Raw genomic sequence first — 26,839 nt, 5'->3', positions numbered from 1 at the left:
TTCGAAGAGGGGCCCTTTTCTTTTCACGCGTAGCGCACGCCGATCTGCTCACGGACCGCGTCCAGCAGCGCCATCACCTCGAGGGTGGCGGCGTGCGGCACCAGCGGGCTCTCGGTGAGCCCCGCGGCGAGGCAGCGCTGCACCTCGATCGCCTCGTACTGGTAGCCGTTCCCGGCCCCGTCGGCGGTGATCGTCTCCGGCTCCGCGCCGGCCCGGTGCAGGGTCAGCGAACCCGGCCGGAAGAACGGCTCCGGCAGGTCGATCCGCCCCGTGGTGCCCGTCACCGAGGCGGTCTGCCCGCTCAACCCGACCATGCCGCAGCTCAGGGTTGCCAGGGCTCCGGTGTCGTAGCCGAACAGCATGCCGGTGTTCTCGTCCGTCCCCTCCGGGCCGAGCTGCGCCCAGGAGCGGATGTGCTGCGGCACGCCGAGCAGCAGGTGGGCCAGGCTGATCGGATAGATCCCCAGGTCGAGCAGGGCACCCCCGCCCAGCGCAGCGGCCCGCATCCGGTGCTCCGGCGGGAACGGCCCAGCCACCCCGAAGTCGGCCCGGACGCCGGTCACCGTGCCGATCGCCCCCTCCGCGATCAGCTCGACCGCGCGCAGGATCAGCGGGTTGGTCCGCATCCACATGGCCTCCATCAGGAAGACCCCGGCGGCGCGGGCGGTGTCGACCAACTCGGCGCTGGTGGCCAGTTCGAGGGTGAACGGCTTCTCCAGCAGCACCGCGCGGCCGGCGGTCAGGCAGGTCATCGCCGCCTCGTAGTGCGCCGAATGCGGAGTGGCCACGTAGATCGCGTCGATCTCCGGGTCGGCGGCCAACTCCACCCAGGAGCCGTACGCGCGCTTCGCGCCGTACGTGTCGGCGAAGCGCTGCGCGCTCTCCGCGGCACGGGACCCGACCGCGACAAGCTCGGCGTCCGGCACCAGGCGGAGGTCTTCGGCGAAACGGCTGGCGATGTGGCCGGTGGCCAGGATGCCCCAACGAGTCATGCCCGGAACGCTAGCCGAGCCAGGTGAACCGCCCACTGTCCGGGCTGCGCCCACGCCCCGTGCTCCGATCGGTGGTCAGGGGGCCAGGAACTAGGCTCGCGGCATGACGATCGACAGCGCCGGCTTCCCCGCGCCGGCCGCCCTGGTCGAGCACGCCCGCCGGTTCCAGGCCGAGGGCGGCACCCCGGCGGTGCCGCGGGTCGCGGCGACCGTGCTGCTGCTGCGTCCGACCGACGCCGACTTCGAGGTGTACGTCATCCGCCGGGTCGCCGCCATGACCTTCGGCGGGATGTACGCCTTCCCCGGCGGCGGGGTGGACCGCTCCGACTCCGAGGCCCACGTGGACTGGGCGGGTCCGGCACCCGCCGAGTGGGCGGGCCGGCTCGGGGTGACCCCGGACGCCGCGCAGGCGGTGGTCTGCGCCGCCGCGCGGGAGGTCTTCGAGGAGGCCGGCGTACTGCTCGCCGGCCCGGACCCGGCGACCGTGGTGGGCGACGTCAGCGGCGACGACTGGGAGACGGCCCGGCAGGACCTGGAGGGACGCCGGCTGGGCTTCGCGGCACTGCTCGCCGACCGTCAGCTCACCCTGCGGTCGGACCTGCTGCTGCCGTGGAGTCGATGGATCACTCCCGAGTTCGAGCCGCGCCGCTTCGACACGTACTTCTTCGTGGCTCTGCTGCCGGCGGGGCAGCGGACCCGCGACGTCTCCGGCGAGGCCGACCACACCCTGTGGATCCGTCCGGCGGACGCGCTGGCCCGCGCGAAGGCCGGCGAGCTGACCATGCTGCCACCGACCCTGGTCACGCTGGCGCAGGTGGCGGCGGCCGGCGACCTGGCCGGGGTGGCGCGGGCAGCGGCCGACCGGGACGCGGCCACCCCGGTCACCCCGCGCCTGGACCGGCCGCCAAACGGCGAACCCCGCTTCATCCTGACCTGACCCCGCGCTGCCCGCGCGTGCCGTCAAGATCTGCACAACTTCAGGGATACTGCTGCCTCGGACGCGTGGGAGACAGCAGTATCCGGGTAGTTGCGCAGATCTTGGGAGCGGTATGGAGCGCAGGCTCGCTCCTACCGAAGATCGCGCTCGAACATTGCAGTAGTGGCCTCCGTTGCGCGGTGAGGCCACTGCATCCTTGATCGAGCACGATCTTGCCCCGCCGCGCCGCGCCGCCGCCGCGCGGGGCCGCCGCCGCGCGGGGCCGCCGCCGCGCGGGGCCGCCGCCGCGCGGGGCCGCCGCCGCGCGGGGCCGCCGGGGCCGCTCTGGGTCGGGCCGCGGACCACGTCAGGGTACGCAGAAGGGGCGCCGGTCAGGTCGACCGACGCCCCTCGCGGACCGGGAGCCAGCGGCTCAGCCGAAGCGGCCGGTGATGTAGTCCTCGGTCTTCTTCACGCTCGGGTTGCTGAAGATCTTCTGGGTGTTGTCGTACTCGATCAGCCGGCCCGGGTCGCCGGTCTTCTCGATCGAGAAGAAGGCGGTCCGGTCCGAGACACGCGCGGCCTGCTGCATGTTGTGCGTCACGATGATGATCGTGAACTTGTCCTTGAGCTGGAACATCAGGTCCTCGATCGCCAGCGTGGAGATCGGGTCCAGGGCGGAGCACGGCTCGTCCATCAGCACGACCTGCGGCTCGACCGCGATGGTCCGGGCGATGCAGAGCCGCTGCTGCTGACCGCCGGAGAGGCCGGCGCCGGGCTTGCCCAGCCGGTCCTTGACCTCGTCCCACAGGTTCGCCGAGCGCAGCGCCTTCTCGGCTGCGTCCTCCAGGATCGACTTCTTGCGGACCCCGTTGAGCTTCAGCCCGGCCACCACGTTCTCGAAGATGCTCATGGTGGGGAACGGGTTCGGCCGCTGGAAGACCATGCCGATCGTGCGCCGGACCGCGGTGACGTCCACGTCCCGGTCGTAGATGTCCTGGTCGTCGATGGTCAGGCTGCCCTCGACCCGAGCCCCCGGCAGCACCTCGTGCATCCGGTTGATCGACCGCAGGAAGGTGGACTTGCCGCAGCCGGACGGCCCGATCAGGGCGGTGACGGTCTTCGGCTCGACGGTCAGGTTGATGTTCTCGATCGCCTTGAAGCCGCCGTAGTAGGCGGTGACGTTCGAGGCGGAGACACGCTTGGCCATGGTGGAACCTCCGGGGTTCATCGGCTGAGCCTGTTGCGACGGGCCAGCAGCTTCGCCGCGATCGTCAGGATGAGCACGAGGGCGACCAGGGTGAGTGCCGCGGTCCACGCCCGTGCCGGTGCGTACTTCGACGCGTCACCGGCCTGCTGGTAGACGAAGAGGGACAGCGACGACTGGTTGTTCTCGAAGGGGTTGGTGTTGATCGCGGCACCGCCGCCAGCGACCAACAGCACCGGCGCGGTCTCGCCGGCCGCACGGGCGATGGCGAGCATCACGCCCGTGACGATGCCGGGCAGCGCCGTCGGCAGCACCACCCGCAGGATCGTCTTCCACTTGGGTACGCCGAGCGCGTAGGCGCCCTCGCGCAGCGGCGGCGGGACGAGGCGGAGCATCTCCTCGGTGGACCGGACGATGGTGGGCAGCATGAGCACGCTCAGCGCGAGCGCGGCGGCGAAGCCGGAGAAGCTGGGCCGGCCGTCGTTGAACCACGGCGACACGACCAGCACCCAGAACGCCAGCACGAAGAGGCCGGAGACGATCGACGGGATGCCGGTCATCACGTCCACGAAGAACCGGATCGTGAAGGCGAACTTGCCCCGGCCGTACTCGACGATGTAGATGGCGCAGAGGATGCCGAGCGGCACGGTGATCAGGGTGGCGATGCCGACCTGCTCCAGCGTGCCGACGATCGCGTGGTACGCGCCGCCGTTGGCGTCCCGGGCCCCGATGTTGTTCATCGAGGTCTGGAAGAAGTTGCCGTCCAGCCGCTCGGTGCCCTTGCTGACCAGCGTCCAGACCACCGACACCAGCGGCAGCACCGCCAGCACGAACGCGGAGTGGATCAGCGCGCTCCAGGTGCGGTTGCGGGCCGACCGGCGACCCTCGACCGCGTTGGCCGCGGCGAAGAGCCCGACCAGGTAGAGCACCGCGCCGAGGACGACCACGAGGACCGGGCCGCCGATGTCGATGCCGTAGACGAGCGCGGCGGAGAGCGCCAGGGCCGCCACGGCGATGGCCGGAGCGGCGTACCAGGGCAGCCGCCGGGCCCGCAGCGAGGCGGGCTGGGCCGGCGGACGGGTGCGGTGGGAGGTGACGGTTGTGGTCATGCGGCCGACTCCGTGAACTCCCGGCGGCGGTAGATGATCGCCCGCGCCGTGATGTTGACGATCAGCGTGATGGCGAACAGCACCAGACCGGAGGCGATCAACGCACCCCGGCCGGTCTCGTTCGCCTCGCCGAACGCGTTGGCGATGTTGGCGGCGATGGTGTTGCCGCCGTTCTGGATCAGGTTGAACGAGATGTTGAAGGTGATGCCGAGGGTCAGCGCCAGGGCGATGGTCTCGCCAAGCGCCCGGCCGAGGCCGAGCATCATCGCGGCGATGATGCCGGGGCGGCCGTACGGGAGCACCGCGGTGCGGAGCATCTCCCAGCGGGTGGCGCCCAGGGCGAGGGCGGCCTCCTCGTTCGCGGTCGGCGTCTGCAGGAACACCTCACGGGAGAGCGAGGTGATGATCGGCAACACCATGATCGCGAGCACCAGGCCGCCCAGCATGACGGACGCGCCGAACGGGCCGTCGCCGCCGAAGAGCGGGATCCAACCGAAGTGCTGGTTCAGCCAGACCGAGAAGTCCGCGACCGGGCTGCTGAAGACGTCTCGCCCCCACAGACCGAAGACCACGCTCGGCACGGCAGCGAGGAGGTCGACCAGGAAGCCGAGCGCGGTGCCCAGCCGACGGGGTGCGTAGTGCGAGAGGTAGAGCGCGATACCGAGTGCCACCGGCACCGCGATCAGCAGCGCGAGCGCCGAGCTGAGCACGGTGCCGAAGGCGAGCGCACCGATGCCGAACTTCGGTTGCGTCTCGTTGGGGGACCAGCCCTCGTAGGACCAGAAGTCCTCGGTGTTGGCGCGCAGGGCCGGCACCGCCTTGGCGACCAGGAAGATCGCGATGGCGGCGATGATGACCAGAACTGCGGTGCCGGCGGCCAGGGTGAGACCGCGGAAGGCCCGCTCGGCGCCGAACTTACGGCTGCGCGGCAGCGCGCCGCCGCCGCCCAACTCGGTGCCGCCCGGGGAACGGGTGCTGACTGGTGCCTCGGCCACACGCGCCGAGGCACCGGCGGGCCGCTCGTGACTCTGGGTCACGCGCGTCCCGCCGGTGCCGGCGTCGGCCGAGCGGTGAGGGGTTTCACCCATCTGCTCGCTCGATTCGATTGCGGAGGTGGTGGGGTCGGGTCAGGAGATGTTCTTGACTGCGGCCTCGACCTTGGTGCGGACGGTCTCCGGCAGCGGGGCGTAGCCCAGCTCGGTCATGGCAGCCTGGCCCTCGGTGCTGGCCGCGTAGCCCAGCAGACCCTTGACCAGCGGCAGCTTGTCGGCCGCGAGGCCCTTGCTGCAGACGATCTCGTACGTCGCCAGGACGATCGGGTACGCCCCGGCCTCCTTGGTGTTGTAGTCGATCGACAGCTTGAGGTCGTCGCCCTGGCCGTCGATCTTGGCGCCGGCGATGGTCTTGCCGGCGGCCTCGGCGGTCAGCTCGGCGAACTCGCCGTTGCCGTTGCCGATCTTCGACATCTTCAGGCCGGCGTTCTCGGCGAACGACCACTCCATGTAACCGATGGTGCCGTCGGCAGCCTTGACCTTGCTGGCCACGCCGTCCGAGCCCTTGGCGCCGGTGCCGCCCGGAGCCTTCCACGCCTTGGCCTTACCCAGGGTCCAGTCGGCCTCGGCGGTCTTGGACAGGAAGTTGGTGAAGTTGTCGGTGGTGCCCGACTCGTCCGAGCGGTGGACGGTCTGGATCGTGGTCGCCGGCAGCTTGGCGTCCGGGTTGTCGGCCTTGATCGCCGCGTCGTCCCACTTGGTGACCGTGCCGGCGAAGATCTTCGCCAGGGTGGCCGGCTTGAGCTGGAGGTTGTCCACGCCGCTCACGTTGTAGGCGACGGCCACCGGGCCGATCACCATCGGCAGGTGGATGGCCTTGCCACCGGCGCACTTGGCGTCGGCCTGCGGCTGCTCCTCCGGCTTGAGCGCGGAGTCGGAGCCGGCGAAGTCGGCGGTCCCGGCGATGAACGCCTGGATGCCGGCGCCCGAGCCGGTCGGCTCGTAGTTGATCGTGGTGCCCTGGCACTTCGTCTGGTACGCCTTGATCCATTCGGCCATGGCGTTCTTCTGCGCCGAGGAGCCCTGGGCGTTCAGCGTGCCGGTGGCGCAGTCGACCGCGGCGGCCGAGCCCGAAGCGCTGGCGCCGGGAGTGGGCTCGTTGTTGTCCGAGCCGCATGCGCTGAGACCGAGCGTCGCAGCAAGAGCGAGGCCGGCAATCGCGCCGTACCGCTGGAGCTTCACCTGAGGGGTTTCCCTTCGCGTCTGACTTGGCACCCCGATCCCGGGGCCCGAGGACCGGCATTGACCGGCTGACACGAAAGTTAGGAGTGCCAGGTAGCCGGTTCGCCGGTCGCAAGTGAACGCAAGGTGAACACGTACGGCCGCCGAGGTGACCGCTTGCTGAGGGTGAGTTGTCCGTTAAGTGAACCCAGGTACGCCTGTCGGAAGTATGGGTATATTTCCGGTTCGCCGTTATCCCGCCGAGGCTCGGCCGTTACCCCCCGGTGACCCGGCCCTCCGCCGCCACTTGGCTGCCCCAATGGTCTGGCGGCGTATGCAGCGCGGCGCACACGCCTGGTCCCCGACGCGGGTCGCTGACCCAGGGGCAGGCTGGCGCTTTGTCCGGCTTTCTGCGCGGTGAGCCGGCGGCCATCTCCATGATCGACTCAATGTGGCCGATGTCGGGGTATCCCCGGCCCCGGTTACCCCAACATCGGCGACCTGGAGTGGAGCACGCCCGATCGAATGCTCTGGCGGCCGACGGTCAGCCCAGGTGGTATCAGCCCAGGTGGTAGTTGATGTGCGCGGACCAGCGGGCGAAACCCAGCCGCTCGTAGAGCGCGACCGCCCCGGTGTTCGACTCGTCCACGTAGAGCATCACCCGGTCCAGGCCGCGCTTGTCCCGCAGGTACGCGAGCCCGGCGGTCGTCAACGCCCGACCGAGCCCGCCGCCGTGTGCGGTCGGCTCCACGCCCAGGACGTACACCTCGCCGATTCGGGCCGACCCTGGGCGCTCGTGCACCTTGGTCCAGTGGAAGCCGAGCAGGCGGCCGGTCGCGGTCTCCTCGGCGAGCAGGAAGCCGGCCGGGTCGAACCACGGCTCGGCGAGACGGACCCGCAGGTCGTCCGAGGTCCACCGACCCTGCTCGGGGTGCTCGGCGAAGGCGCGTGAGTTGAGGGTCAACCAGGCCGCGTCGTCCGCCCCGGGCCGGAACTCGCGCAGCGTCACCCCGTCGGGCAGGCGCGGCTCGCCGAGCGGGGCGGCCAACGGTCGGCGCAGTTGCCAGAGCACCCGCGCCCGGGTGAACCCGAGGTCGACGCCGAGCGCCGCGGCCGAGGGGTGGTCGCCGTGCGCCCACGCCCGCAGTGGCCCGGTGGCCGAGGCGAGCACACCCCGGGCCAGCGCACGACCGGTGCCCCGCCGCCGGTACGCGGGGTGCACCACCAGCTCGACTCCGATCCCGCCGACCGGGTCGGTGGTGTCCAGGTGCGCGTACCCGGTGAGGGTGCCGTCGTCGGCGCGGGCGATCAGGTGCAGGGCCGGGGCGTCCGGGTCGCGCAGTCGGAGCAGGACGTGCTCGTCGAGCGGGTTCGCGCCGTCGGTGTCGCCCGCGGAGCTGGCCAGGGCCAGTACGTCGACGATCTCCGCCGGCGCCAGTCGGTCGGTCCGGGTCACCTGGTCGCTCGTCGGCTCCGCGCTGCTCATCCCGTCACCGTAGTCGCTGCCTGTCGTGGCGCTCGCTCCGTCGCCCACTAAAGCCCGCGGGGGCGGCGCGGCGTGGAGGCTGCGGCCGCGCAGGTGGGCGAGGTGTTGGTCGACGCCTGTGGAGCTGAATCGTTTGCGGCATCAGCTTTAAAGGCAGTGCGCCGACCCTCCCCGCCCGTGGGTGGCCAGCCCGGCGGCCACCTGCCTCACGTCGGGTCGGTGGGCAGCGCCTCCAGCTCGAACCGGGCGGTCAGGTCGGGCAGGATCCGGCGCAGCGCGTCCACCGTGCCCTGGCGGTTCCCGCCGGCGTCGTGCAGCAGCACCACCGAGCCCGGTTCGGCCTGGGTGACCACCGTGGCGGTGATCTTGCCGGCGCCGGGCAGGTCCCAGTCCGACGGGTCCACCGACCAGTGCAGCGGGGTCATGCCGAGCTGACTCGCCACCGACACCACCGGGTACGTCCAGGCGCCGCCGGGCTGGCGGTACCAGACGATCGGCGCGTCCGGCACCGCCGCCCGGATCGCCTCGTTGGTGCGCAGGAGGTCGGAGCGGATCGCGTCGGCCGATCGGGCACCCAGGCCGACGTCGTGTTGCCACGAGTGGTTGCACAGGGTGTGCCCGTCGTTGACGATCGCCTGGATCAGGTCGGGGTGATTCTGGGCGTTCTCACCGACCACGCAGAACGTGGCCCGTACGTCGAATTCGCGCAGGAGGGCGAGGACCTGCGGGGTGTACTGCGGGTCCGGTCCGTCGTCGAAGGTCAGCGCGAGCCGGGAGGAGCCGGTGGTGGCGTGTGCGCCGAACAGCTTGTCGCCCCCGGCGTCTCGCCCCGACCCGTCCTGACCGGCCTCGGTGGGGCCGGTGCTCCCGCTGGCGCTCGGGGCGGCGGTCGGCTCGCCGCCGCTGGGTTGGTCGGCAGAGTTCGGCGCGTCGGCGTTCGACGTGATCCCGGTGGAGTGTCGTTGGGGCTGCTGGTCGGGGACGAGGCTGCGGCCCAGCACGTACGCCGAGCCGAGCAGCGCCGCCACCACCAGCGTCACGATTCCCGCAGCCTTCGCGGTCGAGTCGCCCCGATTCACGACTTCCGCCTGGTTGGCCGGTCAGGCCGGCCCGTTGCCCCCGTGGTCACTACGCGCACCGTCGCCCCTTTCTCCGACAAACCCGGCAGTCAGAATAGGACTGCCAGGATGCGCAAAAAGGGCATATGGGAAATCGCCTGGGCCGACTCCCGGATCAGACCGGCAGGGGCGCGTGCTCCGCTTCGGCCAGCGACCGGGACGGCGGCACGACGAACTTGTAGCCGACCTGGCGAACGGTGCCGATCATCGACTCGTACTCCGAGCCGAGCTTGGCGCGTAGTCGCCGGACGTGCACGTCCACCGTGCGGGTGCCGCCGAAGTAGTCGTAGCCCCAGACCTCGCGCAGGAGCTGGTCCCGGGTGAACACCCGACCCGGGTGCTGGGCCAGGAACTTCAGCAGCTCGAACTCCTTGTAGGTGAGGTCGAGCGGGCGACCCTTGAGCTTGGCCGCGTACGTGTCCGGATCGATGGTCAGCTCACCGGCCCGGATCGAGCCGCCCGCGCCGGCGGTCGCGTTGCTCAACCGGCCCACCGCCAGCCGCAGTCGTGCCTCAACCTCGGCGGGGCCGGCCGAGGCGAGGATGACGTCGTCGACGCCCCAGTCGGCGTTCAGCGCGATCAGGCCGGCCTCGGTCACCACCGCGACCAGCGGCACGCCGAGCCCGGTGGCGTGCAGCATCCGGCAGGTCGCGCGAGCCTCGCTCAACTCGGAGCGGGCGTCCACCAGCACCGCGTCCGGGCTGGGGCCCGCGACCAGGGTGCGGACGTCGCGCGGTGCGGTGCGGACCGAATGCGGCAGCAGGTCGAGTGCCGGCAGCACAACCGACGGTTCACCTGCGCGCGCGGTCACCAGCAACAGGATTTCCACGATCACCTCCGTCCCGGCGGCGCGTGGGCCGCACGCGACCAGACACACCCACGGTGGAGTGCGCTGAGAAATTGCGTGGTCCCGGCGTCGCTGACGGGCGGGTAACGGGTTGAGCGTAACCGATCGCCTCGGCCGCGCCGTCAGGCCATTTCCCGTTTGTCTAGCTTGCCCCTGATCGTGGCATAGATTTTAACGTCGCTGAAACCCGTGACCATCGCGTCGGGCGGTCGGTCTGGCACGATCGGGTCGTGTTTCCCTCCACCTCGCCCGAGGCGGGCCGCGAATCGTGGCCCGCCGGGCCGCACCCGGGCCCGGCCGCCGCACCGACCCGCGGCCACCCGCCCGCCCCGCGTACCGGTCCGGCCGCCACCGACGGCGATCGTCGCGAACGGGGTGGGCCTCGTCGTGCCCGTCGTGCCGGCGAGCCGGCTCGCCGATCCGAGGACGAGGTCGACGAGCCGGAAGAGGAGGTCGTACCCCCGGTCGAGGTGCGTCGCCAGTTGGCGGTGACCATCGCCGGCTTCGCCGCGCTGCTCGGCGTCGGCCTGGTGCTGGGTGCGCAGACGTCGGGCCCCGGCCACCGGCTGCCGTTCGCCTTCATCATCTTCGGCGTCCAGCTGCTGTTCGTGCTCGCCTGGACGATGGCCATGCGCCCGCCCGCGCTGCTGGTGGTCGCTGGGATAAGCGCCGCGGTCGCGGCGCTCGCGGACATCGCCGCGGTGCAGACCGACATCGCCGGGCTGGCGCCGCTGGGTTACCTGGCCGCCGGCGGGTTCCTCGCCGCGGTACTCGGCCAGTTGGTGCGCCGGGTCGACCGGGTTCGGGTCACCGACTCACTCGGCGCCACGCTGCTCATCGTGGTCGGGGTGGTGGCCTTCGGCACCCTGATCGTGCTCAGCCGGATCCCGGCCGGCACCCAGGCGATCACCGTCTGCCTGTCCGCGAGCGGCGTCGCGCTGACCGTCGCTCGGCTCACCGACGCCGTGCTGCCCTGGCCCCGGCTGGCTCCGCAGGTGCCCCGGGGCGCCGCCGGGGTGGTGGCCGGCGCGATGGTCGGCACGCTCACCAGCGCACTCCTCGGCAGCTACCTGGTGGCTCCCTTCACGCCGACCCGGGCCGCCGTGATCGGCCTGGTCGCGGCGGTCACCGCCGTCCTCTCCGATCTCGCCGTGGGGTACGCCGAGGCGGGCCGCCTGATGGCCGGCGAGCCGCCCACGATGTGGGTGGCCCGGCACATGCAGGGTCCCCTCGGTGGCTTCGCTCTCGCCGCGCCGGCCGCGTACGCCATGTGCATGCTCTTCCTCTGAGTCACGGTTGAGCCCGGAGCCGGTCGGGTACCTATTGGTGCGCCGCGCTGCGGCAGCGGCACGGACGACCCGTCGCACCACGACGGGTCAAGACAGGAGGCGGCGTGGCGCAGGAGTATCCGGCGAGTGAGGCCCGGCCCCGGCGGCGTGGTCGCAAGGTGCTCATCACCCTCGTCGTCCTGCTCGTGTTCGTGGCGGGGCTGCTGGTGGTCGCGGACCGGGTCGCGGTCGGGGTGGCCGAGCGGACCATCGCCGACCGTGTCCAACAGGAGGTCGCCAAGCAGGGCGCGCAGTCCACCGAGCCGGAGGTGGAGGTCGCGGGCGTCCCGTTCCTCACCCAGGTGGTCGACGGCCGCTACCAGCGGATCTCGATCAAGCTGCGGGACGTGCAGGCCCCGGTCGAGGGCCAGGCCGTCCGGTTGTCGGTGCTCGATGTGGACGCACGCAACGTGCGTGCCTCGCTGGACACTCTGCGCACCGGCCAGGGGGACGTCGTCGCGGACACCGTCAACGGCACGGGCACGATCAGCTACGACAGTCTCGCGGCACTGCTGAAACGGCCCGGCCTGACCCTCGGCGAGCAGAACGGCAAGCTCACCGTCACGGGCCCGACCGACATCCTCGGTCAGAAGATCACGATCAGCGGCACCGCCGACGTCATCGTCGCCGACAACGGCGCGGTCGCCCTGAAGTTCAACGACCTGGACGCCGCGGGTCTGCCGAACCTGCCGCTGGCCCGCACCTTCCTGAACAACTTCGCCAAGAGCATCTCCATCGACGTGCCCCTGCCCGAACTGCCGTTCCAGCTCGCCGTCCGGGAGGTTCGACCACTGCCGGAAGGACTGGCGGTCACGGCCGACGCGAAGAACGTACCCATCAATTCCGCCGGCTGAGGTGGGCCAGGGGGCTGGGTCCTTCCCGGATGGTGGTCGGCTCAGTGGCAGCACGGTCACCGGCTGGTAGGCTCGCTGCTCATGGGGACCCACCTCACCAAACGGCGCGCGGTCGACCTGTGCCGCGTGGCCACCTGCCTGTGTCGCCCCGTCATCTGACGGCGGGGCTGTCTCCGGCCGCCTGAGGCGGCCACCGGCACAGGGTTCTCGCACCCTCCGGTGATCCCACCGAACGACCGGCAGCGGCGCCGTCGCACGAACCCGTGATCCCGTCCTTCCGCTGGGTCCCGCGCGTGGTGCGACAGTTACATCCATCGATACTCGCGCGTTGGCTCACCATCCATCCTCACCAGGGAGTGATTCGATGAGTCGCGACACCGCACTCGTTTCGGCCGAGTGGGCCGAGAAGAACCTCGACGCCCCGGGCGTCGTCTTCGTCGAGGTCGACGAGGACACCTCGGCCTACGACACCGGCCACATCGCCGGCGCCATCAAGATTGACTGGAAGACCGACCTGCAGGACCAGGTTCGCCGGGACTTCGTCAACAAGACCCAGTTCGAGGCGCTGCTCTCCGAGCGGGGCATCAGCAACGACGACACCGTCATCCTCTACGGCGGCAACAACAACTGGTTCGCCGCGTACGCCTACTGGTACTTCAAGCTCTACGGCCACGGTGACGTGAAGCTGCTGGACGGTGGTCGCAAGAAGTGGGAGCTGGATGCTCGCCCGCTGGTCACCGACGCGGTGTCCCGCCCGGCGACGCAGTACGTCGCGCAGGAGCCGGACACGTCCATCCGGGCCTTCCGCGACGAGGTGGTCGCCGCGATCGGCACCAAGAACCTGGTCGACGTGCGCAGCCCCGACGAGTTCGCCGGCCGGCTGCTCGCCCCCGCCCACCTGCCGCAGGAGCAGGCGCAGCGGGCCGGTCACATCCCCACCGCGATCAGCGTCCCGTGGTCGAAGGCGGCCAACGAGGACGGCACCTTCCGGTCCGACGACGAGCTGCGCCGGATCTACGGCGACGCCGGGCTCGACGACGGCAAGGAGACCATCGCGTACTGCCGCATCGGTGAGCGCTCCTCGCACACCTGGTTCGTGCTGCAGGAGCTGCTGGGCCACCGCAACGTCAAGAACTACGACGGTTCCTGGACCGAGTACGGCTCGCTGGTCGGCGTTCCGGTCGCGCTCGGTGACGAACCCGGGGAGGCCTGATCATGACTCTTCCCATCGCCGCGGGTTGCGCCGCACCGGATCAGGCCGCGCCGCTGCCCGCCAGCCTGGACCTGGAGAAGGAAACCGTCATCACCGGCATCGTCCGCTCCGCCGAGGACGAGCCGGTGCCGGGCGCGTACGTCCGGCTGCTCGACTCGACAGGTGAGTTCACCGCCGAAGTGGTGACCTCCGCCGCCGGCCAGTTCCGGTTCTTCGCCGCGCCGGGCTCCTGGACGCTCCGGGCGCTGTCCCGGCACGGCAACGGCGACACGGCCGTCACCGCCGGCCGGGGTGTCAACGAGGTTGGTGTCACGGTCGCCTGACCCACTGCTCTGATCGACCAGGGCCGGTTACCCGCACGGGTGGCCGGCCCTGGTCGTGCCACGGGTCCAGGCGGTGTTTCTGGAGGGGTAGCGTCCGGGGCCCCGAACGGCATCGGCGTGCGTCACTATCTATGGGTGGAAGTCACGGTTGGTGCGGGTGGCGGTGGCGGGTCTGACGAAGAGGTTCCAATCGTGTTCTGCGTCAGCGCGGATGCCTCGGTGCTCGAGCGGGTGTTGCGACAGCTTGACGGGGTTGGTTCGGTGGTGAGCTGCACCGACCTGACCCAGCTGCGGGCGGTGCTGTTTCCGGCCTCGGGTGGCTCGACGCCGACGGTCCGCCGCCCGACGTCCTCCGCTGGCGGGCCGGCGGACCGTCCGTGACACCATGGCCGGGTGAGCGGTGCTGTCCAGACGGGTTGGGCTTCGTCGGCCGGTCCCGCCGCGCCGGCGCCGGCCCGGTCGTGGCGGCGTTGGCTGCTGGCCGCGACCGCGGCCTGGGCCGTGTTGCTGGCCCTGCTCGCCTGGATGTCGGTCCGCGACGACCCGCCGACGGTGCGCGAGCAGCGCACCCTCGGCCAGGCCGGCCCGGTGGTCGACCGGGCGGTCGGCGAGCTTTCCCGGGCGGCCGGTGCGGCTGGTCTGCTGGAGCTGGGCCCGGCGCGGGTCGCGTCGGGCTGCCGGGTCACTCCGTTCGCTGACGGAGCAAGGCTGCGGCGCGAGGTCGGCGTGCTCGCGCCCACCGGCACCGAGCGGGCCGTGCTGGTCGGCATCGCCGAGCGGCTTCCGGCGAGTTGGCGGGCCGAGGTCGGGCCCGGGCTGGACGGCCCCGAGCTGCACGCCGACGCCGGGGAGTTCGTAGCCGTCGAGGGGCGGCCGACCGTGGACGGTCGGGTACGACTGATCGTCGACACCGGCTGCCGGCCGGTCGGTTCCGGCTACACGGCAGCCCCGACGACCGCTGCCGGCGCCGAAGCTGCCGCCCTGACCGCCGCGCTGGGGGCCCTCGGCCGGCCGAGTGCGGCGGCACCGGAGCTGGTCACCGCGCCCTGCCCGGGCGGCGGGCTGGCCCGTACCGCGCGGTACGCGGGCGGTCCCGGCCCGGCCGCGTCGACGGACGCCCTCGCCCCGCTGGCCGGCGACGCCCCACTGCTGGACAACCCACCGGTGTACGCGTACCGCACCGGCCCGGTCACGGTGCTGGCGGAGCTCAGCCCGGAGGCCACCCAGCTCGCCGCCACCGTCGGCTGCCCGGGCTGAGCCTCGCGTGTCCTCGGGTCAGCCGTCGCGCGGCTGATCCTCCGGGCCACGGCTGCGACCCAAGGCATCGACCATGCCCCACCGGCCGGGGATGTCCAGCAGCTCGACCCGGCCCATGCCCGGTGGCACGGCCGGATCGATGATCAGGTGCTCGCCCTGCGGCTCCAAGCCCAGGATCACCCGCAGCAGCAGCAGCGGCGTACCTGTCGACCAGGCCTGCGGGCTGCACGCGGTCGGGTACTCCACCGGGTATTCGGTGAGGTCGTGGGCGTAGCCGGCGAACGCCTCCGGCAGCCGCCCGTCGAAGAATTCGGACGCCGCCAGCATCGCGTCGCAGATGATCCCGGCCTCGTCCCGGAAGCCGTACCGCCACAAACCCCACGCGATGATCGAGTTGTCGAACGGCCAGACGGTGCCGACGTGGTAGCCGATCGGGTTGTACCGCCCCTCGTCCTCGGCGAGCGTCCGCACTCCCCATCCGGAGAACAGGCGTGGCCCGAGCAGGTGTTCGACGACATTGGCGGCACGGGACTCGTCCACGATGCCGCTCCACAGCAGGTGCCCGATGTTCGAGGTCAGCGCGTCCACCTGCCGGCCGTCGGCATCAAGTGCGAGCGCGTAGTACCCGCGGTCGGCGATCCAGAAGTCGCGGTCGAACCGATGTTTGAGATCGGCGGCCTCCCGCTCCAGTTTGTCGGCGTACTCCGGGTCGTTCCAGAAGGTCCGGGCCAGCCGGGCGGCCCGCACCTTCGCGTCGTACGCGTAGCCCTGCAGTTCGCAGGTCGCCCGGGGGAAGCTGGGCAGTTGCCCGTCGGCGTACGAGATGCCGTCCCACGAGTCCTTCCAGCACTGGTTCTGCAGACCGGTCTCCGGGTTGCGGGTCTGGTACCAGAGGTAGCCGGTGCCGAGCAGGTCGCCGTAGGTGTCGATCCACTCCAACGCCGCGCGAACCTGCGGCTCCAACCGGCGCACCAGCGCGGCGTCGCCGGTCCAGCGTTCGTACTCGTCGATCAGGATGATGAACAGTGGCGTCGAGTCGGCCGACCCGTAGTACGGCGAGTGTGGCTGCTCCTCGAAACCGGCGGTCTCCCCGTACCGCAGCTCGTGCAGGATCTTGCCGGGCTCCTCGTCCCGGAAGTCGTCCACCCGGTGCCCCTGCAGTCCGGCCAGCATCAGGATTGTCGGTGGGACCAGCTCCGGCAGGAACGGCAGCACCTGCAACGAGGTGATGATGCTGTCCCGGCCGAACAGCGTCATGAACCAGGGCAGCCCTGCGGCGATCAGCCGTACGCCCAGGGCGATCGACTCGTAACGTAGGGCGGCCAGGTCGTTGAGGCTGCGCCGGTACGCCCCGGCCAGCGGCTGGCAGTCGCAGCCGAGCTTCGGCGCCCGGTCGATCAGCTCCTGCTGCTCGGCCCGGATCTCGTCGGCGCTGCGGCTGCCCCCGTACGGGAGGGTGGCCCGGATGTCCTCACCACGCGCCCCGTAGACGACGCTGGACACGTGCAGCCGGGTGGTCCACTTGCTGTTGCGGGCGATCCGGATCCGGAAGGTCATCCCGGTGGCGTCGACCTGCGCCGGCGCACTGGTCCTGACCACCGTCTCCCGGTGGAACGCCTCCCGGCGGTAGGTCAGCCGCAACTCGTCCGCGGAGACCGAGACCGTCGTTCGGCCGCGCTTCTGCTGAGGGTGCTTGATCTCGAACAGGTCGGCGAAGTCGGCGCCGATCTCGATCCGGACGGTGCACTCGACCTCCGCGCCGGTGTGGTTCAGCACGGTCAGCTCCTCCGCGAAGCTGCCCACGATCGCCCGGCTGCGGATCACCGATGCCTTCGCGTCCAGGTAGTGCGTGGGTTCACCGGGTGCGAGGAAGAACTTGGTGCGGTACGACTCGGTGTCGTCGACGGAGAGGGCGTGCAGCCGCTCGCCGTCGAGGGTGAGCACCCAACTGGACAGGAATCGGGTGTCGAAGGAGAACAACCCGGTGGGGAAGTCGTAGGACGGCTCGATGTCCCCCCGCCGGTCGCTGACCAGGAAGGTGTTGCCGTCCAGGATGCTGACGAGTTCCTTCACACCGGTCGTCCGGCTGCTCGGCGGGCCGTTTCGCGGGGGTCGCGGGTGCCGGGCGGGTTCGGGAAGAATCGGCGGAAGGCGAGGAAGAGCACCACGTTCCCGCTGAACGTGCTCTCGTTGCGCAGCACCGCCGCGACACCCTGGGCCTCACCGGTGATCAGTCGGTCGAAGAGGGCCGCGCTGCTGTACCAGATGGCGTCGGCCGGCCCGCGCTCGCGGCTGATCTGCACCGACCCGGGTCGCATCCGGACCAGCCAGTGCTCGGTCTGGTGGTCACTGCCGAGGTCGATCTGGAGGGTTCCGTCGGTCAGACCGCCCAGGAGATCCGGGGCGCGCGACGGCAGTGAGTCGAAGAACCTCTTCGTCGCCTCGGTCACATCCGAATCGTAGGCAGCTGTCCGAGATGTCGGGTCGGTATCGGCACTCCGCTCGAATCGACCGACCGCGCCGAATGGTCAGTAGACCAGCGCCTGCGCGCCCTCCGCCATCGCCTCCTCGACGAAGACCGCGGCGCCCGCGATCCGAACACCGGGCAGTACGTCGTCCGGGCCGATCTCCCGTCGGGCCGCGCACTGCGTGCAGGCGGTCACCCGGCCGCTGGTCAGGATGACGTGCAACAACTCGGCGAGCGGCGCCGAGTGCGGCAGCTCGAACTGCTGGGCGCGACCGGGCAGCGCGAACCAGGTGGACTCACCGGTCAGCCAGAGCGACACGTCCACTCCGGCCGCGACAGCCGTCGCGGCGACCGTGAATGCCTGCGCACACCGCTCCGGGGCGTCCGCCCCCGCGGTGGCCTTGACGACGAGAGTGCGGGCCATGTGGCCCAGCATAGGATGGTCGGGATGGTTACCGAGATCGGGTTTGTCAGCCTGCTGGTCGCTGGCCTGGGCGGGCTCGCCGGTGGCCTCGTCTACCTGGCCGTACGCATTTCGAGAGGACGTTGGTGAGCGCGAGGAGTGAGCCGGGCCTGCGAGCCCCGCAGTCGCGAACGAAGGTGGCCCTGTGAGCGACAATCCGCTGCAGCCGCCGTGGCTGAACGCGCCGCCGGTCGAGGAGTACCCGTTCGAGGAGAGTCACGACCTGCGGGTCGGGCCGAAGCTGCACCCCGCGCTGGATGCGCTGCTGCCCTACATCGGCCTCTGGCGTGGCCGGGGCAAGGGCGGTTTCCCCACCATCGAGGATTTCGACTACGCGCAGGAGATCCGGATCAGCCACGACGGCCGGCCGTTCCTGCACTACGAGTCCCGTGCCTGGATCCTCGACGAGCAGAGCAAGCCGGTCCGTCCGGCCGGTCGTGAGGTCGGCTGGTGGCGGCCGGTGCTGGTGGACGGCCGGGCAACCGATGAGCTGGAGGCGCTGCTGACCACCCCGTCCGGGGTGATGGAGCTGCACCTGGGCAAGCGCACCGGCACCCAGGTCGAGTTCGCCACCGACGCGGTGATCCGGACTCCGACCGCCAAGGAGGTCACCGGCGGGCACCGGCTCTTCGGCATCGTCGAGGGCGCGCTGCTCTACGCCCAGGAGATGGCCGCCATGGGGCACGGTCTGAGCCCGCACCTCTCCGCCCGGCTCGTCCGGGTCGGCGGCTGACTAGACGGGGAAACCCAGCAGGGTCTGCAGGGCGGGGGTGCGGGGGCAGCGGGCCCGACGCACCCCGTCCAGCGTGTGGACCTCGGCGGCCCCGCGTACCGATGAGGTGAACCACACGCCGTCCGCCGCGTGCAGGTCGGCCGTGGTGACCATCCGCTCGGCGGGACTGAGGCCCAGATCGGCGGCGTGGGCGAGTAGCCAGGCCACGGTGGTGCCGGCGAGGATCCCGGTGGTGGCGGCCGGCACCGTGCAGAGCGTGCCGTCGGTGAGCCACACCACGTTGGCCCAGGGGCCTTCCAGGGCGTAGCCGTCGGAGGAGATCCAGAGCACGTCGTCCACGCCGGCCCGGTCAGCCCAGCGGCGGGCAGCGCTGTTGACCGCGTACGACGTGGATTTGATCCCGGCCGGCAGCCAGCTCAGCCCGTTGCGGGCGTCGGCAGGCACCCCCAGCGGCAACGTGGCCACGCTGATCCCGTTCCGCCGGGCCGCCCGGGAGGACGCCGGCACCCCGGCCAGGGTGGCGTAGACCGTCGGCGGGCCGCCGGCTTCCGGGCCCCGTGTGCAGACCAGCCGAAGTGCCCCCTCCACCTGCGCTGGCCAGCCTTCGCGTACCTCGTCGAGTAGGTCGATGAGCGCGGCGGTGGGTGGCAGGGCCAGCTCGACGGCACCGGCCGCCGCGACCAGACGGGCCAGGTGTTCGTCGCGCAGCCACGGCCGGCCCTGACGCAGGTGCATGGTTTCGAAGAGGCCGTCGCCGCGGAGCACGCCGAGGTCGTCACCGCGGAGCACGGGATCTCCGGCGGGCACCGGGCCGCGCCCGAGGACGACGATCCGCGCGGTCGGGTCGGCCGCGATCTTTCCGACGGGCGGCATCACCATGACCGCCGAGCGTAGCGGCGGTTAGTCGCGGTGCGCGGACCGGCATGGTGGCCGAACTATGATCGGACGGTGTCCGAATCCTCCCTCGCGGAAATGCTGCGGGCCCGTGGGCTGCGGCTGACGGCCCAGCGGCAGCTCATCCTCCAGGCGGTGCTCGATCTGGGGCACGCCAGCCCGGAGCAGGTGCACACCGCCGTCCGGGAGGTCGCCGCCGGCGTCAACATCACCACCATCTACCGCACGCTTGAGCTGCTGGAACGGCTCGGTCTGGTTACGCACACGCACCTGTCGCACGGCTCGCCGACCTACCACGCGGCGGGTGAGCACCAACACGTCCACCTGGTCTGCCGGGAATGCGGAGCGATCGACGAGATCGATCCGGAGCTGCTCCGCCCGCTCGCCGACGAGTTGGCCGCGCAGCGGGGGTTCCGGGTGGATATCGGGCACGTGTCACTCTTCGGCGTCTGCGTACGCTGCGAGAACGGGGACCACAAATGATCGACATCGCGGGTGCGGTAGCCGTCGAGAGCATCGACGAGGCGAGCCGCGACCAGCCGGATCCGGCGCACGTCGCGGCCGGGGTGCGGGGGGTGGCCGCGCACTACGGCGACCCGCTGCGCGAGCAGCGCACCCTCGACACCGAGGTCGGCCTGGTCGACCGGTCCCACCGAGGAGTCATCGCGGTGCCCGGGGAAGAGCGGGCCGGTTGGCTGCACACGATCACCTCACAGCACCTGACCACGCTGGCCGCCAATGAGGGCACCGAACTGCTGGTGCTGTCCCCGCACGGCCACGTCGAGCAGCACGCCCTGGTCGCGGAGGACGGCGAGACCGCCTGGCTCGACACCGAGCCGGGAGCGACCGAGGGTCTCCTGACCTACCTGCAGAAGATGCGGTTCTTCAGCAAGGTCGATCCGCGCGACGCGACCGCCGAACGGGCGCTGCTGTCGCTGGTCGGTCCGGCGGCCATGGACGCGCTGGGCACGCTCGGCGTGACCGGGCTCGCCGCGCCGGACGTGGTCGCGGTGCCGGGTCCGAAGTTCGCCCACGGTGCCGTGCCACCCCGGGCGAGCGTTCGGTACGACGTGCGACCGCTGCCGATCGGCGGCTGGGCCCGACGTGGTCCGCTCGGGGTGGACCTGCTGGTGCCCCGGTCGGCGATGGAGCAGGTGGTGGCGGAAGTGCGCGGCGCCGGCGTGCCGGTCGCGGGGCTCTGGGCGTACGAGGCGATCCGGGTGGCCGCCCGGCAGCCCCGGGTCGGGGTGGACACCGACCACCGGACCATCCCGGCCGAGGTCGACCTGATCGCCCCGGCGGTGCATCTCGACAAGGGTTGCTACCGGGGGCAGGAGACGGTGGCCCGGGTGCACAACATGGGCCGTCCGCCGCGTCGCCTGGTGCTGCTGCACCTGGACGGTGTGACCACCGATCAGCCGCCGACGGCCGGTACGCCGGTGACTCTCGATGGTCGGGCGGTCGGCTTCGTCGGCACCGCGGTGCTGCACCACGAGCTGGGTCAGGTCGCCCTCGCGGTGTTGAAGCGCAACGTCCCGGACGACGCGGCGTTGATGATCGGGGAGACCGCGGCGGCGATCGACCCGTCCTGAGCGGGCCGTCTAGGATCGCCGGCATGACGACAGGGACGTTGATCACGGTGGCCCCGACCGGCGCGGAGTCGGCCAAGGCGGAGGTGCCGGCGCTGCCGGTGACCCTCGACGAGCTACTGCTCACCGCCAAGGAGTGCGAGGCGCTCGGCGCAGCCGTGATCCACGTCCACATCCGCGACGATGAGGCGCGGCCCACCCTCGACCCGGTGCGCCTCGCCGACACGGTGGCGGCCCTTCGGGAGAGCACCGACCTGATCGTGCAGCTCTCCTCCGGTGGCGCGGTGACCGACCCGGAGGCCGCCCGGCTCGCCGTGCTCGACGCCCGGCCGGACATGGCCTCCTGCACCATGGGCACGGTCAACTTCGGCGACGACGTCTTCCTCAACCGCTGGGAGTTCATCGTCGACCTGCACACCCGGATGCAGGAACGCGGGATCGTGCCGGAGTACGAGATCTTCGACCTCGGCCACCTGTCCGCGTTGCAGCGGTTGCTCGGCAAGTACGGGCTTCCGGCCGGCGGGCACGTGCACGTCGACTTCGTGATGGGTGTGCCGGGCGGTATGCCGGGCAACACCGAGACGCTCGTCGCGGCCCACCGGATGCTGCGGGACCTGCCCGAGGGCACGACCTTCTCGGCAACCGGTGTCGGCCGCAGCACCATCGCGGTGCTGCTGGCCGCGCTGTCGACGGGCGGGCACCTGCGGGTCGGCATGGAGGACACCGTGACGTACGCGAAGGGCCGCCCGGTGGAGTCCAACATGCAACTGGTCGCCCGCGCGGTCGGTTTCGCCCAGCTCGCGCAGCGCCCGCCGCTGACCACCACCGAGGCCCGCGAGCTGCTCGGCCTGTAAGGCCGGCTCTGTCCCGCGCCCCTGTCACCCGAGCGGAGGACCTCCTGGTCACCCCGCTGTCGGGCACCCCCGGACCGTCGGTACCGTCCAGCGCGTGACGAAGACGTACGAGGGCGGCGCTCCACTCGCCGAGGTGGTCCGGTCCGGGTTCGTGGAGGGCGCGCACCGCGGCTCAGTGGTGGTGCTGGACGCCGCCGGTGTGCCGGTGGCCTCCGCCGGGGACGTGACCTCGCCGGTCTTTCCCCGTTCGGCCAGCAAGCCGATGCAGGCGATCGGGATGCTCCGTGCCGGCCTGGCGTTGACCGACCCGGCCGACCTGGCGTTGGTGTCGGCGAGCCACGCGGGTGAGGACTTCCACCTGGCCCGGGTCGGTGCGTTGTTGCAGAGTGCCGGGCTGGACGCTGCGGCGCTGCACTGCCCGCCCGACCTGCCGGTGGGCGCTGCGGCCCGGGAGGCGGTGCTGCGCGCCGGTGGCGGGCCCACCAGGGTGCAGATGAACTGCTCCGGCAAGCACAGCGGAATGTTGTTGACCTGCGAGGCCGCCGGTTGGCCGCTGGAGGGCTACTGGCGGCCGGAGCACCCGCTGCAGCAGGGGTTGCGGGCGGCCATCGAGGAGTTCACCGGCGAGCAGGCGGCGGCGGTGGGCGTGGACGGCTGCGGTGCCCCGGTGCTCGCCGTGTCGCTGACCGGCCTCGCCGGGGCGTACCTCCGACTGGTCGACGCCGAGCCCGGCTCGGCGCCCCGCGCCGTGGCCGACGCCATGCGCGCGCACCCGGAGATCGTCGGTGGCACCCAGGCGGACGACACCCGGCTCATGCGTGGTGTGCCGGATCTGCTGGCCAAGGTCGGTGCCGAGGGTGTGATCGCGGTGGCGCTGCCGGGCGTCGGCGCCGTAGCCCTGAAGATCGACGACGGCGCCGACCGCGCCCGGATGCCGGTGCTGGTCTCAGCTCTGCGCCGGCTCGGCGTGGACGCCCCGGTGCTGACCGAGTACGCGGAGGTGCCGCTGTTCGGCGGCGGCGTTCCGGTCGGCGCGGTCCGCCCGCTCTGGTGACACCACCACTGCACCGAACGGTGGGCCCGACCTCCTGACGCGGAGGCCAATTCCCTGTTGAGCGGTATACCTCAGAGTCATGTTTATGCCTCTGAGGTATACCGCTCGTCGGGTTGCCGGCCTCGCCGGGGTGCCGGGCCTTGTCGGGGTGCGGGCCTGGCCGGGGTGCCGGGCCTTGTCGGGGTGCGGGCCTGGCCGGGGTGCGGGGCCTTGTCGGGGTGCGGGGCCTGGCCGGGGTGCGGGCCTCGTGGTGCCGGCCTCGTCGGGCTGCCGCCTGGCCGGGCGCGGGACGTGGCGCGTCGGGCCGAGCGCGCCTTGCCGCCTCCGGCGGGCTGTGGGCGGAGGCGGCACGGGCGCCGCGCGCGGTCAGTTCAGGAAGTCGAGCAGGGCGGCGTTGACCGGCTCCGGACGCTCCAGCGGCAGCAGGTGCGCGGCGCCGGGGACGTCGGGCAGTCGTACCGCGCCGGGGACCTCGGCGGCGATCCGGTCGGCGAGCCGAATGATGTCCGGCACGTCCGCGGCCCCGGCGGTGACCAGGACAGGCACCCTCAGCTCGCCGAGGCGATCGATTGCCGGCGGCGTCAGCTCGCCCACTTCGATCGCGCCGAGCGCCAGTTCGGCGGCGAGCGCGCGCTGGTCCATCTCCTGCGCGAACGCGATCAGCTCGGGGTCCACGTCCTCCGGCTGGCGGCCCGGGCCGACCACCCAGAACCGCACCTCGCCGGCCGCAGCGGCGACGAAGTCGTCGGGGTCGACCTCACCGACCAGTTCGTCCCAGAGGTCGTTCGCCTCATCGGACCACTCGTTGCCGGAGACCGCCGTGTCGAACAGCGCGAGCGCGCTCACCCGGTCGGGGTGGGCCAGCGCGGTGTCGACGGCGACCGACCCACCGAAGGAGCAGCCGACCAGGGCGGCCCGGGGCAGGCCGAGCGCGTCCAACAGCCCGACCACGTCGTCGTGGTGCGTGAACGGCGTCGGGGGCAGCTCCGAGTCTCCGTAGCCGCGAAGGTCCGGAACGATCACCCGGTGCCGGGTGGCGAGCGCGTCGAGCTGTCCGCGCCACATCCGCCGGTCGGTGATGCCGGCGTGCAGCAGTACGACGGGCGAACCGGTGCCGGCCTCGTCGTACGCGATGCTTGCTCCATTGACTGTGATCATGTGCACGGCCGGACGGTACGGATCGAAGGAGCGGCACGCAAACAGGACGTTGAGACCTTGCTAACTATGGCTAGCGTTTTGCTTGCAAGAGCTAGCGCGGCGGGTTAGCGTCGCGTCATGGCCACACCGAAGGACCTTCCCGATGTCGGCGGGTTCATCCGCGATCTGCGGCGCAACGCCAAGATCTCGCTGAGGCAGCTCGCCGAGCAGGCGGGGGTCAGCAACCCGTACCTCAGTCAGATCGAACGCGGCCTGCGCAAGCCCAGCGCCGAGGTGCTCCAGCAACTGGCGAGCGCGCTGCGGGTCTCCACCCCGGCGATGTACCTGCGCGCCGGGCTGCTCGACGACAAAGAGGGTCACGGTGTGCTCGCCGCCATCGCCGTGGACGCCGACCTGACGATGGCCCAGAAGCAGTCACTCAGCCAGATCTACGAGACGTTCCGCCGGGAGAACACCCGGCTGGCCGAGGCCCAGGCCGACGCCGAGGGCACCGGCACGGCCGGGGCGGCCACCCCGACCACCCCGACCGACGTCGCCGACCAGCCCGCCGACGTGGCCAATCTGGCCGCCACCGGCCCCACCACCGCGGGCGGCACACCGACCGAGGCCGTGCTCGAGTCGGTTGCCGTCACCGAGGCGGGCACCGCTCCCGCCCCGAGCAGCACCAGCACCCCCGAGAAGAAGGCCGCCGGTCCGGCGGTCCGGAAGGCCGCCGAGGCGGCCGAAGAGGAGACGTCATGAGCGAGCCGAAGACCAACCGGATCCCCGCCCCGATCTACGCCGCCGCCGGCGCCGGTGAGCTGGCCATCGAGCACTTGCGCAAGCTGCCGGCCGTGGTCGGCGTCCTCGGCACCCGGGTCGTCGCCGACTTGGGCGGTCGGGCCGTGTTGACCGGCTTCGAGCTGCGTCAGAAGGCCACCGAGACGCTGCGTACCGCCAATGAGACCGCTGGCACCCTGCGCGAGCTGGACCTGGCCAAGCTCCGCGAGTCGGCCGACCTGAGCAAGCTGCGCGAGTCGGCCGACCTGAGCAAGCTCCGCGAGGCTGCCGACCTGGCCAAGCTGCGCGAGGTCGCCGACCTTGACAAGCTGCGCGCTGCCGCGACCCGCAACGCCGTCATGGTGTTCGCGAGCGCCCAGGCCGCGCAGGAGCGTGCTTTCGCCGCGTACGGCGCTCTGGTCGCCCGCGGTGAGCGGGTCGTCGGCGCCGGTGTGCTGGAGGCCGCCGAGACGGTCAACGCCGACATCGAGGCGACCCAGGCGGTGACGCCGACCACCACCCCGGCCGCCACCACCACTCCGGCCGCCACCACCACCCCGGCCGCTGCGGCCCCGGCCGACGTGCCGACCCCGGCCGACGTGGCCGAGATCGCCGAGGCCAAGCCGGCCGCCGTCAAGAAGGCCGCCCGTGCGCCGAAGGCCGCCAAGCCGGCCGCGACGCCGTCGGCGAAGCTGCCCCGGGCCACCAAGCGGACCCGCCCGGCGGCCGAGTAGTTCGTGATGTCGACGGCCCCGGCGGCGTCCTTGTCGGACGTAGCCGGGGTCCTCGACATAAGCTTGCCGGCATGGCCAACGCCGCGCCGATCTTCGCGTTCGAAGTCCGCTACGTGATCGAGCTGATCCTGCTCGTCTTCGCGCTGATCGTCCAGGGCGTCGCCCTGGTGCACGCGATCACCCAGCGCTCCGACGCTTTCCCCGCCATTGGCACCCTTCCGAAGGGCGGCTGGATCGCCATCCTCGCCGTCTGTCTCGTGCTGACTCTGCTCGGCTTCGGTCCGATCAGCCTCTTCGGACTGATCGGCATCGCCGCCGGTCTGATCTACCTCCTCGACGTCCGGGTCGGTCTGCGTGACCTGAGCGACGGCAAAGGGTTCTGGTGAGAGGTTTCCGCTGGCCACCCCCACCGGACAGCGGGCCCCGCACCTGGGGGCCCGGCCCGGGTGGGCCGCGTACCGGTCGGCCGGCGTTGCCGGAGCCGGAGACCGAGTTGGTCACCACGCCGCACGGCGTGCGGCTGGAGCGGCTGGTCACCGGCACCGGTGATCCGGTCACCGTCTTCGCGCACGGGCTGGGCAACGGCATCGCCACCACCCGCCCGTTCGGCAGCGGAGTGACCGGCCGCAAGGTCTTCTTCCAGTTCCGTGGGCACGGCCGTTCCGACGCACCGGACGGGCCGTGGAACTACCTGGACCTGGCCCGGGATCTGCGCGCGATCGCGGACCTCGGCGGAGCCAGCCGGGCGTTCGGTGCGAGCCTCGGCGCGGGCGCACTCAGCCGACTGCTCGCGGAGAGCCCGGAGCGCTTCGACAAGCTGGTCTTCTTCCTGCCGGCGGTGCTCGACGAGCCGCGCGGTCCGGTCGCCCGCGAACGGATCACGGACCTGCTCGAGGCGGTGGAGAGCGGGGACGCCTCGGCGGTCGCGGATGTCGTCTCACTGGAGATGCCCGCGGCGGTGCGCAACACCCCGGCGGGCTGGGCGTACCTGCGGCAGCGGCTCGACCAACTGCTCCGCGACGGTTTGGCCGAAGGCCTGGCCGCACTGGCGGAGCAGACGTCGCTGCCGGAGATCAGCGACCTGGCGGCGGTCACCGCTCCGGCGCTGGTGATCGGCTGCGCGGGCGACGACCTGCACCCGGTCGAGGTCGCCGAGCGGCTCGCCGCCGCGCTGCCCCAGGCCACCCTGCACGTGTACGACCGGCCCGGTGTCCTCTGGACCGAACGCGCCGACCTGCGGGACCGCATTTCCGGCTTCCTCAACGGGTAAC

General features: G+C 71.6%; 31 protein-coding genes. 18 read left to right on the top strand and 13 right to left on the bottom strand.

Translation table 11 applies throughout. The features are described 5' to 3' along the window. Positions 1-23: 23 nt before the first annotated feature. Entirely contained in the window at positions 24-992 is a 969-nt protein-coding gene (locus C7C45_RS09740; protein ID WP_110563270.1) for a Gfo/Idh/MocA family protein, read from the bottom strand. A 103-nt stretch (positions 993-1,095) separates the two neighbouring features. Between C7C45_RS09740 and C7C45_RS09735 the strand changes: the two genes are divergently transcribed. After that, a complete protein-coding gene (locus C7C45_RS09735) occupies positions 1,096-1,929 on the top strand; it encodes an NUDIX hydrolase (RefSeq protein WP_110563269.1) in 834 nt (277 codons plus the stop codon). Positions 1,930-2,341: 412 nt separating this feature from the next. Here C7C45_RS09735 and pstB read toward each other — a convergent pair whose 3' ends face one another. The 7 genes from pstB to C7C45_RS09700 form a co-directional block, all read right to left on the bottom strand. Further along, positions 2,342-3,118: a phosphate ABC transporter ATP-binding protein PstB gene (gene pstB / locus C7C45_RS09730; RefSeq protein WP_099848932.1), complete on the bottom strand. Its 777-nt coding sequence runs from the start codon at positions 3,116-3,118 to the stop codon at positions 2,342-2,344. 17 nt (positions 3,119-3,135) lie between these two features. Next, entirely contained in the window at positions 3,136-4,224 is a 1,089-nt protein-coding gene (gene pstA / locus C7C45_RS09725) for a phosphate ABC transporter permease PstA (RefSeq protein WP_110563268.1), read from the bottom strand. Then, a complete protein-coding gene (gene pstC / locus C7C45_RS09720) occupies positions 4,221-5,312 on the bottom strand; it encodes a phosphate ABC transporter permease subunit PstC (RefSeq protein WP_110563267.1) in 1,092 nt (363 codons plus the stop codon). The genes pstA and pstC overlap by 4 nt, the downstream gene beginning before the upstream one ends. A gap of 39 nt (positions 5,313-5,351) precedes the next feature. After that, complete coding sequence (gene pstS, locus C7C45_RS09715) at positions 5,352-6,458, bottom strand: phosphate ABC transporter substrate-binding protein PstS (protein WP_110563266.1); 1,107 nt, start codon at positions 6,456-6,458, stop codon at positions 5,352-5,354. A 538-nt stretch (positions 6,459-6,996) separates the two neighbouring features. Then, complete coding sequence (gene mshD / locus C7C45_RS09710) at positions 6,997-7,923, bottom strand: mycothiol synthase (RefSeq protein ID WP_110563265.1); 927 nt, start codon at positions 7,921-7,923, stop codon at positions 6,997-6,999. A gap of 206 nt (positions 7,924-8,129) precedes the next feature. Continuing rightward, a complete protein-coding gene (locus C7C45_RS09705; RefSeq protein WP_110563264.1) occupies positions 8,130-9,002 on the bottom strand; it encodes a polysaccharide deacetylase family protein in 873 nt (290 codons plus the stop codon). Between the two features lie 154 nt (positions 9,003-9,156). Next, positions 9,157-9,876, bottom strand: a complete 720-nt coding sequence (locus C7C45_RS09700; RefSeq protein WP_208641111.1) for a winged helix-turn-helix transcriptional regulator — start codon at positions 9,874-9,876, stop codon at positions 9,157-9,159. A gap of 242 nt (positions 9,877-10,118) precedes the next feature. On the opposite strand from C7C45_RS09700, the gene C7C45_RS09695 reads away from it, so the two are divergent. The 7 genes from C7C45_RS09695 (at position 10,119) to C7C45_RS09670 (ending at position 14,863) form a co-directional block, all read left to right on the top strand. Then, positions 10,119-11,177 (top strand): hypothetical protein, encoded by a 1,059-nt coding sequence (locus tag C7C45_RS09695; RefSeq protein WP_110563263.1) that lies wholly within the window; start codon positions 10,119-10,121, stop codon positions 11,175-11,177. 104 nt (positions 11,178-11,281) lie between these two features. After that, positions 11,282-12,070, top strand: a complete 789-nt coding sequence (locus C7C45_RS09690) for an LmeA family phospholipid-binding protein (RefSeq protein WP_110563262.1) — start codon at positions 11,282-11,284, stop codon at positions 12,068-12,070. A gap of 81 nt (positions 12,071-12,151) precedes the next feature. Beyond that, on the top strand, positions 12,152-12,229 hold the full coding sequence (locus C7C45_RS35685) for an Ms5788A family Cys-rich leader peptide (RefSeq protein ID WP_310503780.1): 78 nt from the start codon (positions 12,152-12,154) through the stop codon (positions 12,227-12,229). A gap of 205 nt (positions 12,230-12,434) precedes the next feature. Next, positions 12,435-13,283, top strand: a complete 849-nt coding sequence (locus C7C45_RS09685; RefSeq protein WP_110563261.1) for a sulfurtransferase — start codon at positions 12,435-12,437, stop codon at positions 13,281-13,283. 2 nt (positions 13,284-13,285) lie between these two features. Continuing rightward, positions 13,286-13,606, top strand: a complete 321-nt coding sequence (locus C7C45_RS09680; RefSeq protein WP_110563260.1) for a DUF1416 domain-containing protein — start codon at positions 13,286-13,288, stop codon at positions 13,604-13,606. Between the two features lie 135 nt (positions 13,607-13,741). Next, the gene (locus C7C45_RS35820; protein WP_425271124.1) at positions 13,742-13,987 is read left to right on the top strand and encodes a hypothetical protein; all 246 of its coding nucleotides are present in this window, start codon (positions 13,742-13,744) and stop codon (positions 13,985-13,987) included. A 12-nt stretch (positions 13,988-13,999) separates the two neighbouring features. Continuing rightward, on the top strand, positions 14,000-14,863 hold the full coding sequence (locus tag C7C45_RS09670; protein ID WP_110563259.1) for a hypothetical protein: 864 nt from the start codon (positions 14,000-14,002) through the stop codon (positions 14,861-14,863). A gap of 18 nt (positions 14,864-14,881) precedes the next feature. Here C7C45_RS09670 and C7C45_RS09665 read toward each other — a convergent pair whose 3' ends face one another. From C7C45_RS09665 to C7C45_RS09655, 3 genes are all read right to left on the bottom strand, one after another. Continuing rightward, positions 14,882-16,936 carry an amylo-alpha-1,6-glucosidase gene (locus C7C45_RS09665; RefSeq protein WP_110563258.1) on the bottom strand — a complete coding sequence of 685 codons (2,055 nt, stop codon included), beginning with the start codon at positions 16,934-16,936 and terminating at the stop codon, positions 14,882-14,884. After that, on the bottom strand, positions 16,933-17,313 hold the full coding sequence (locus C7C45_RS09660) for an SCP2 sterol-binding domain-containing protein (protein WP_110563257.1): 381 nt from the start codon (positions 17,311-17,313) through the stop codon (positions 16,933-16,935). The genes C7C45_RS09665 and C7C45_RS09660 overlap by 4 nt, the downstream gene beginning before the upstream one ends. 78 nt (positions 17,314-17,391) lie before the next feature. Continuing rightward, positions 17,392-17,766: a DsrE family protein gene (locus C7C45_RS09655; RefSeq protein WP_030490116.1), complete on the bottom strand. Its 375-nt coding sequence runs from the start codon at positions 17,764-17,766 to the stop codon at positions 17,392-17,394. A 12-nt stretch (positions 17,767-17,778) separates the two neighbouring features. Here C7C45_RS09655 and mtfM point away from each other — a divergent pair, with 12 nt between their 5' ends. Together mtfM and C7C45_RS09650 are read left to right on the top strand one after the other, a co-directional pair. After that, complete coding sequence (gene mtfM / locus C7C45_RS35510) at positions 17,779-17,883, top strand: small membrane protein MtfM (protein ID WP_030327764.1); 105 nt, start codon at positions 17,779-17,781, stop codon at positions 17,881-17,883. Positions 17,884-17,938: 55 nt separating this feature from the next. Further along, on the top strand, positions 17,939-18,526 hold the full coding sequence (locus C7C45_RS09650) for a heme-binding beta-barrel domain-containing protein (RefSeq protein ID WP_110563256.1): 588 nt from the start codon (positions 17,939-17,941) through the stop codon (positions 18,524-18,526). On the opposite strand, the gene C7C45_RS09645 is transcribed toward C7C45_RS09650, so the two are convergent. Then, positions 18,527-19,405, bottom strand: a complete 879-nt coding sequence (locus C7C45_RS09645; RefSeq protein ID WP_244200306.1) for an aminotransferase class IV — start codon at positions 19,403-19,405, stop codon at positions 18,527-18,529. A 69-nt stretch (positions 19,406-19,474) separates the two neighbouring features. On the opposite strand from C7C45_RS09645, the gene C7C45_RS09640 reads away from it, so the two are divergent. From C7C45_RS09640 to C7C45_RS09625, 4 genes are all read left to right on the top strand, one after another. Further along, positions 19,475-19,903: a Fur family transcriptional regulator gene (locus C7C45_RS09640; RefSeq protein WP_110563255.1), complete on the top strand. Its 429-nt coding sequence runs from the start codon at positions 19,475-19,477 to the stop codon at positions 19,901-19,903. Then, positions 19,900-21,012, top strand: a complete 1,113-nt coding sequence (gene ygfZ, locus C7C45_RS09635) for a CAF17-like 4Fe-4S cluster assembly/insertion protein YgfZ (protein WP_110563254.1) — start codon at positions 19,900-19,902, stop codon at positions 21,010-21,012. Before C7C45_RS09640 ends, ygfZ begins: the two co-directional genes overlap by 4 nt. 23 nt (positions 21,013-21,035) lie before the next feature. Continuing rightward, entirely contained in the window at positions 21,036-21,863 is an 828-nt protein-coding gene (locus tag C7C45_RS09630; protein WP_110563253.1) for a beta-keto acid cleavage family enzyme, read from the top strand. A 94-nt stretch (positions 21,864-21,957) separates the two neighbouring features. Then, positions 21,958-22,917 (top strand): asparaginase, encoded by a 960-nt coding sequence (locus C7C45_RS09625; protein WP_110563252.1) that lies wholly within the window; start codon positions 21,958-21,960, stop codon positions 22,915-22,917. Positions 22,918-23,283: 366 nt separating this feature from the next. On the opposite strand, the gene C7C45_RS09620 is transcribed toward C7C45_RS09625, so the two are convergent. After that, positions 23,284-24,075, bottom strand: coding sequence for an alpha/beta fold hydrolase (locus C7C45_RS09620; protein WP_110563251.1), 792 nt, complete (start codon positions 24,073-24,075; stop codon positions 23,284-23,286). 117 nt (positions 24,076-24,192) lie between these two features. Between C7C45_RS09620 and C7C45_RS09615 the strand changes: the two genes are divergently transcribed. The 4 genes from C7C45_RS09615 to C7C45_RS09600 all read left to right on the top strand — a co-directional run bounded on the left by C7C45_RS09615 (position 24,193) and on the right by C7C45_RS09600 (position 26,838). Continuing rightward, on the top strand, positions 24,193-24,816 hold the full coding sequence (locus C7C45_RS09615; RefSeq protein ID WP_110563250.1) for a helix-turn-helix domain-containing protein: 624 nt from the start codon (positions 24,193-24,195) through the stop codon (positions 24,814-24,816). Then, the gene (locus C7C45_RS09610) at positions 24,813-25,568 is read left to right on the top strand and encodes a hypothetical protein (RefSeq protein WP_110563249.1); all 756 of its coding nucleotides are present in this window, start codon (positions 24,813-24,815) and stop codon (positions 25,566-25,568) included. The genes C7C45_RS09615 and C7C45_RS09610 overlap by 4 nt, the downstream gene beginning before the upstream one ends. A 71-nt stretch (positions 25,569-25,639) precedes the next feature. Next, positions 25,640-25,954: a DUF2516 family protein gene (locus C7C45_RS09605; protein WP_088950380.1), complete on the top strand. Its 315-nt coding sequence runs from the start codon at positions 25,640-25,642 to the stop codon at positions 25,952-25,954. Next, complete coding sequence (locus C7C45_RS09600) at positions 25,951-26,838, top strand: alpha/beta fold hydrolase (protein WP_110563248.1); 888 nt, start codon at positions 25,951-25,953, stop codon at positions 26,836-26,838. The genes C7C45_RS09605 and C7C45_RS09600 overlap by 4 nt, the downstream gene beginning before the upstream one ends. The last annotated feature ends 1 nt before the right edge of the window (position 26,839 follow it).

The organism is Micromonospora arborensis (genome assembly GCF_003205615.1).
Taxonomy (GTDB): Bacteria; Actinomycetota; Actinomycetes; order Mycobacteriales; family Micromonosporaceae; genus Micromonospora; species Micromonospora arborensis.
This window is presented reverse-complemented; position numbering and strand designations above follow the sequence as displayed.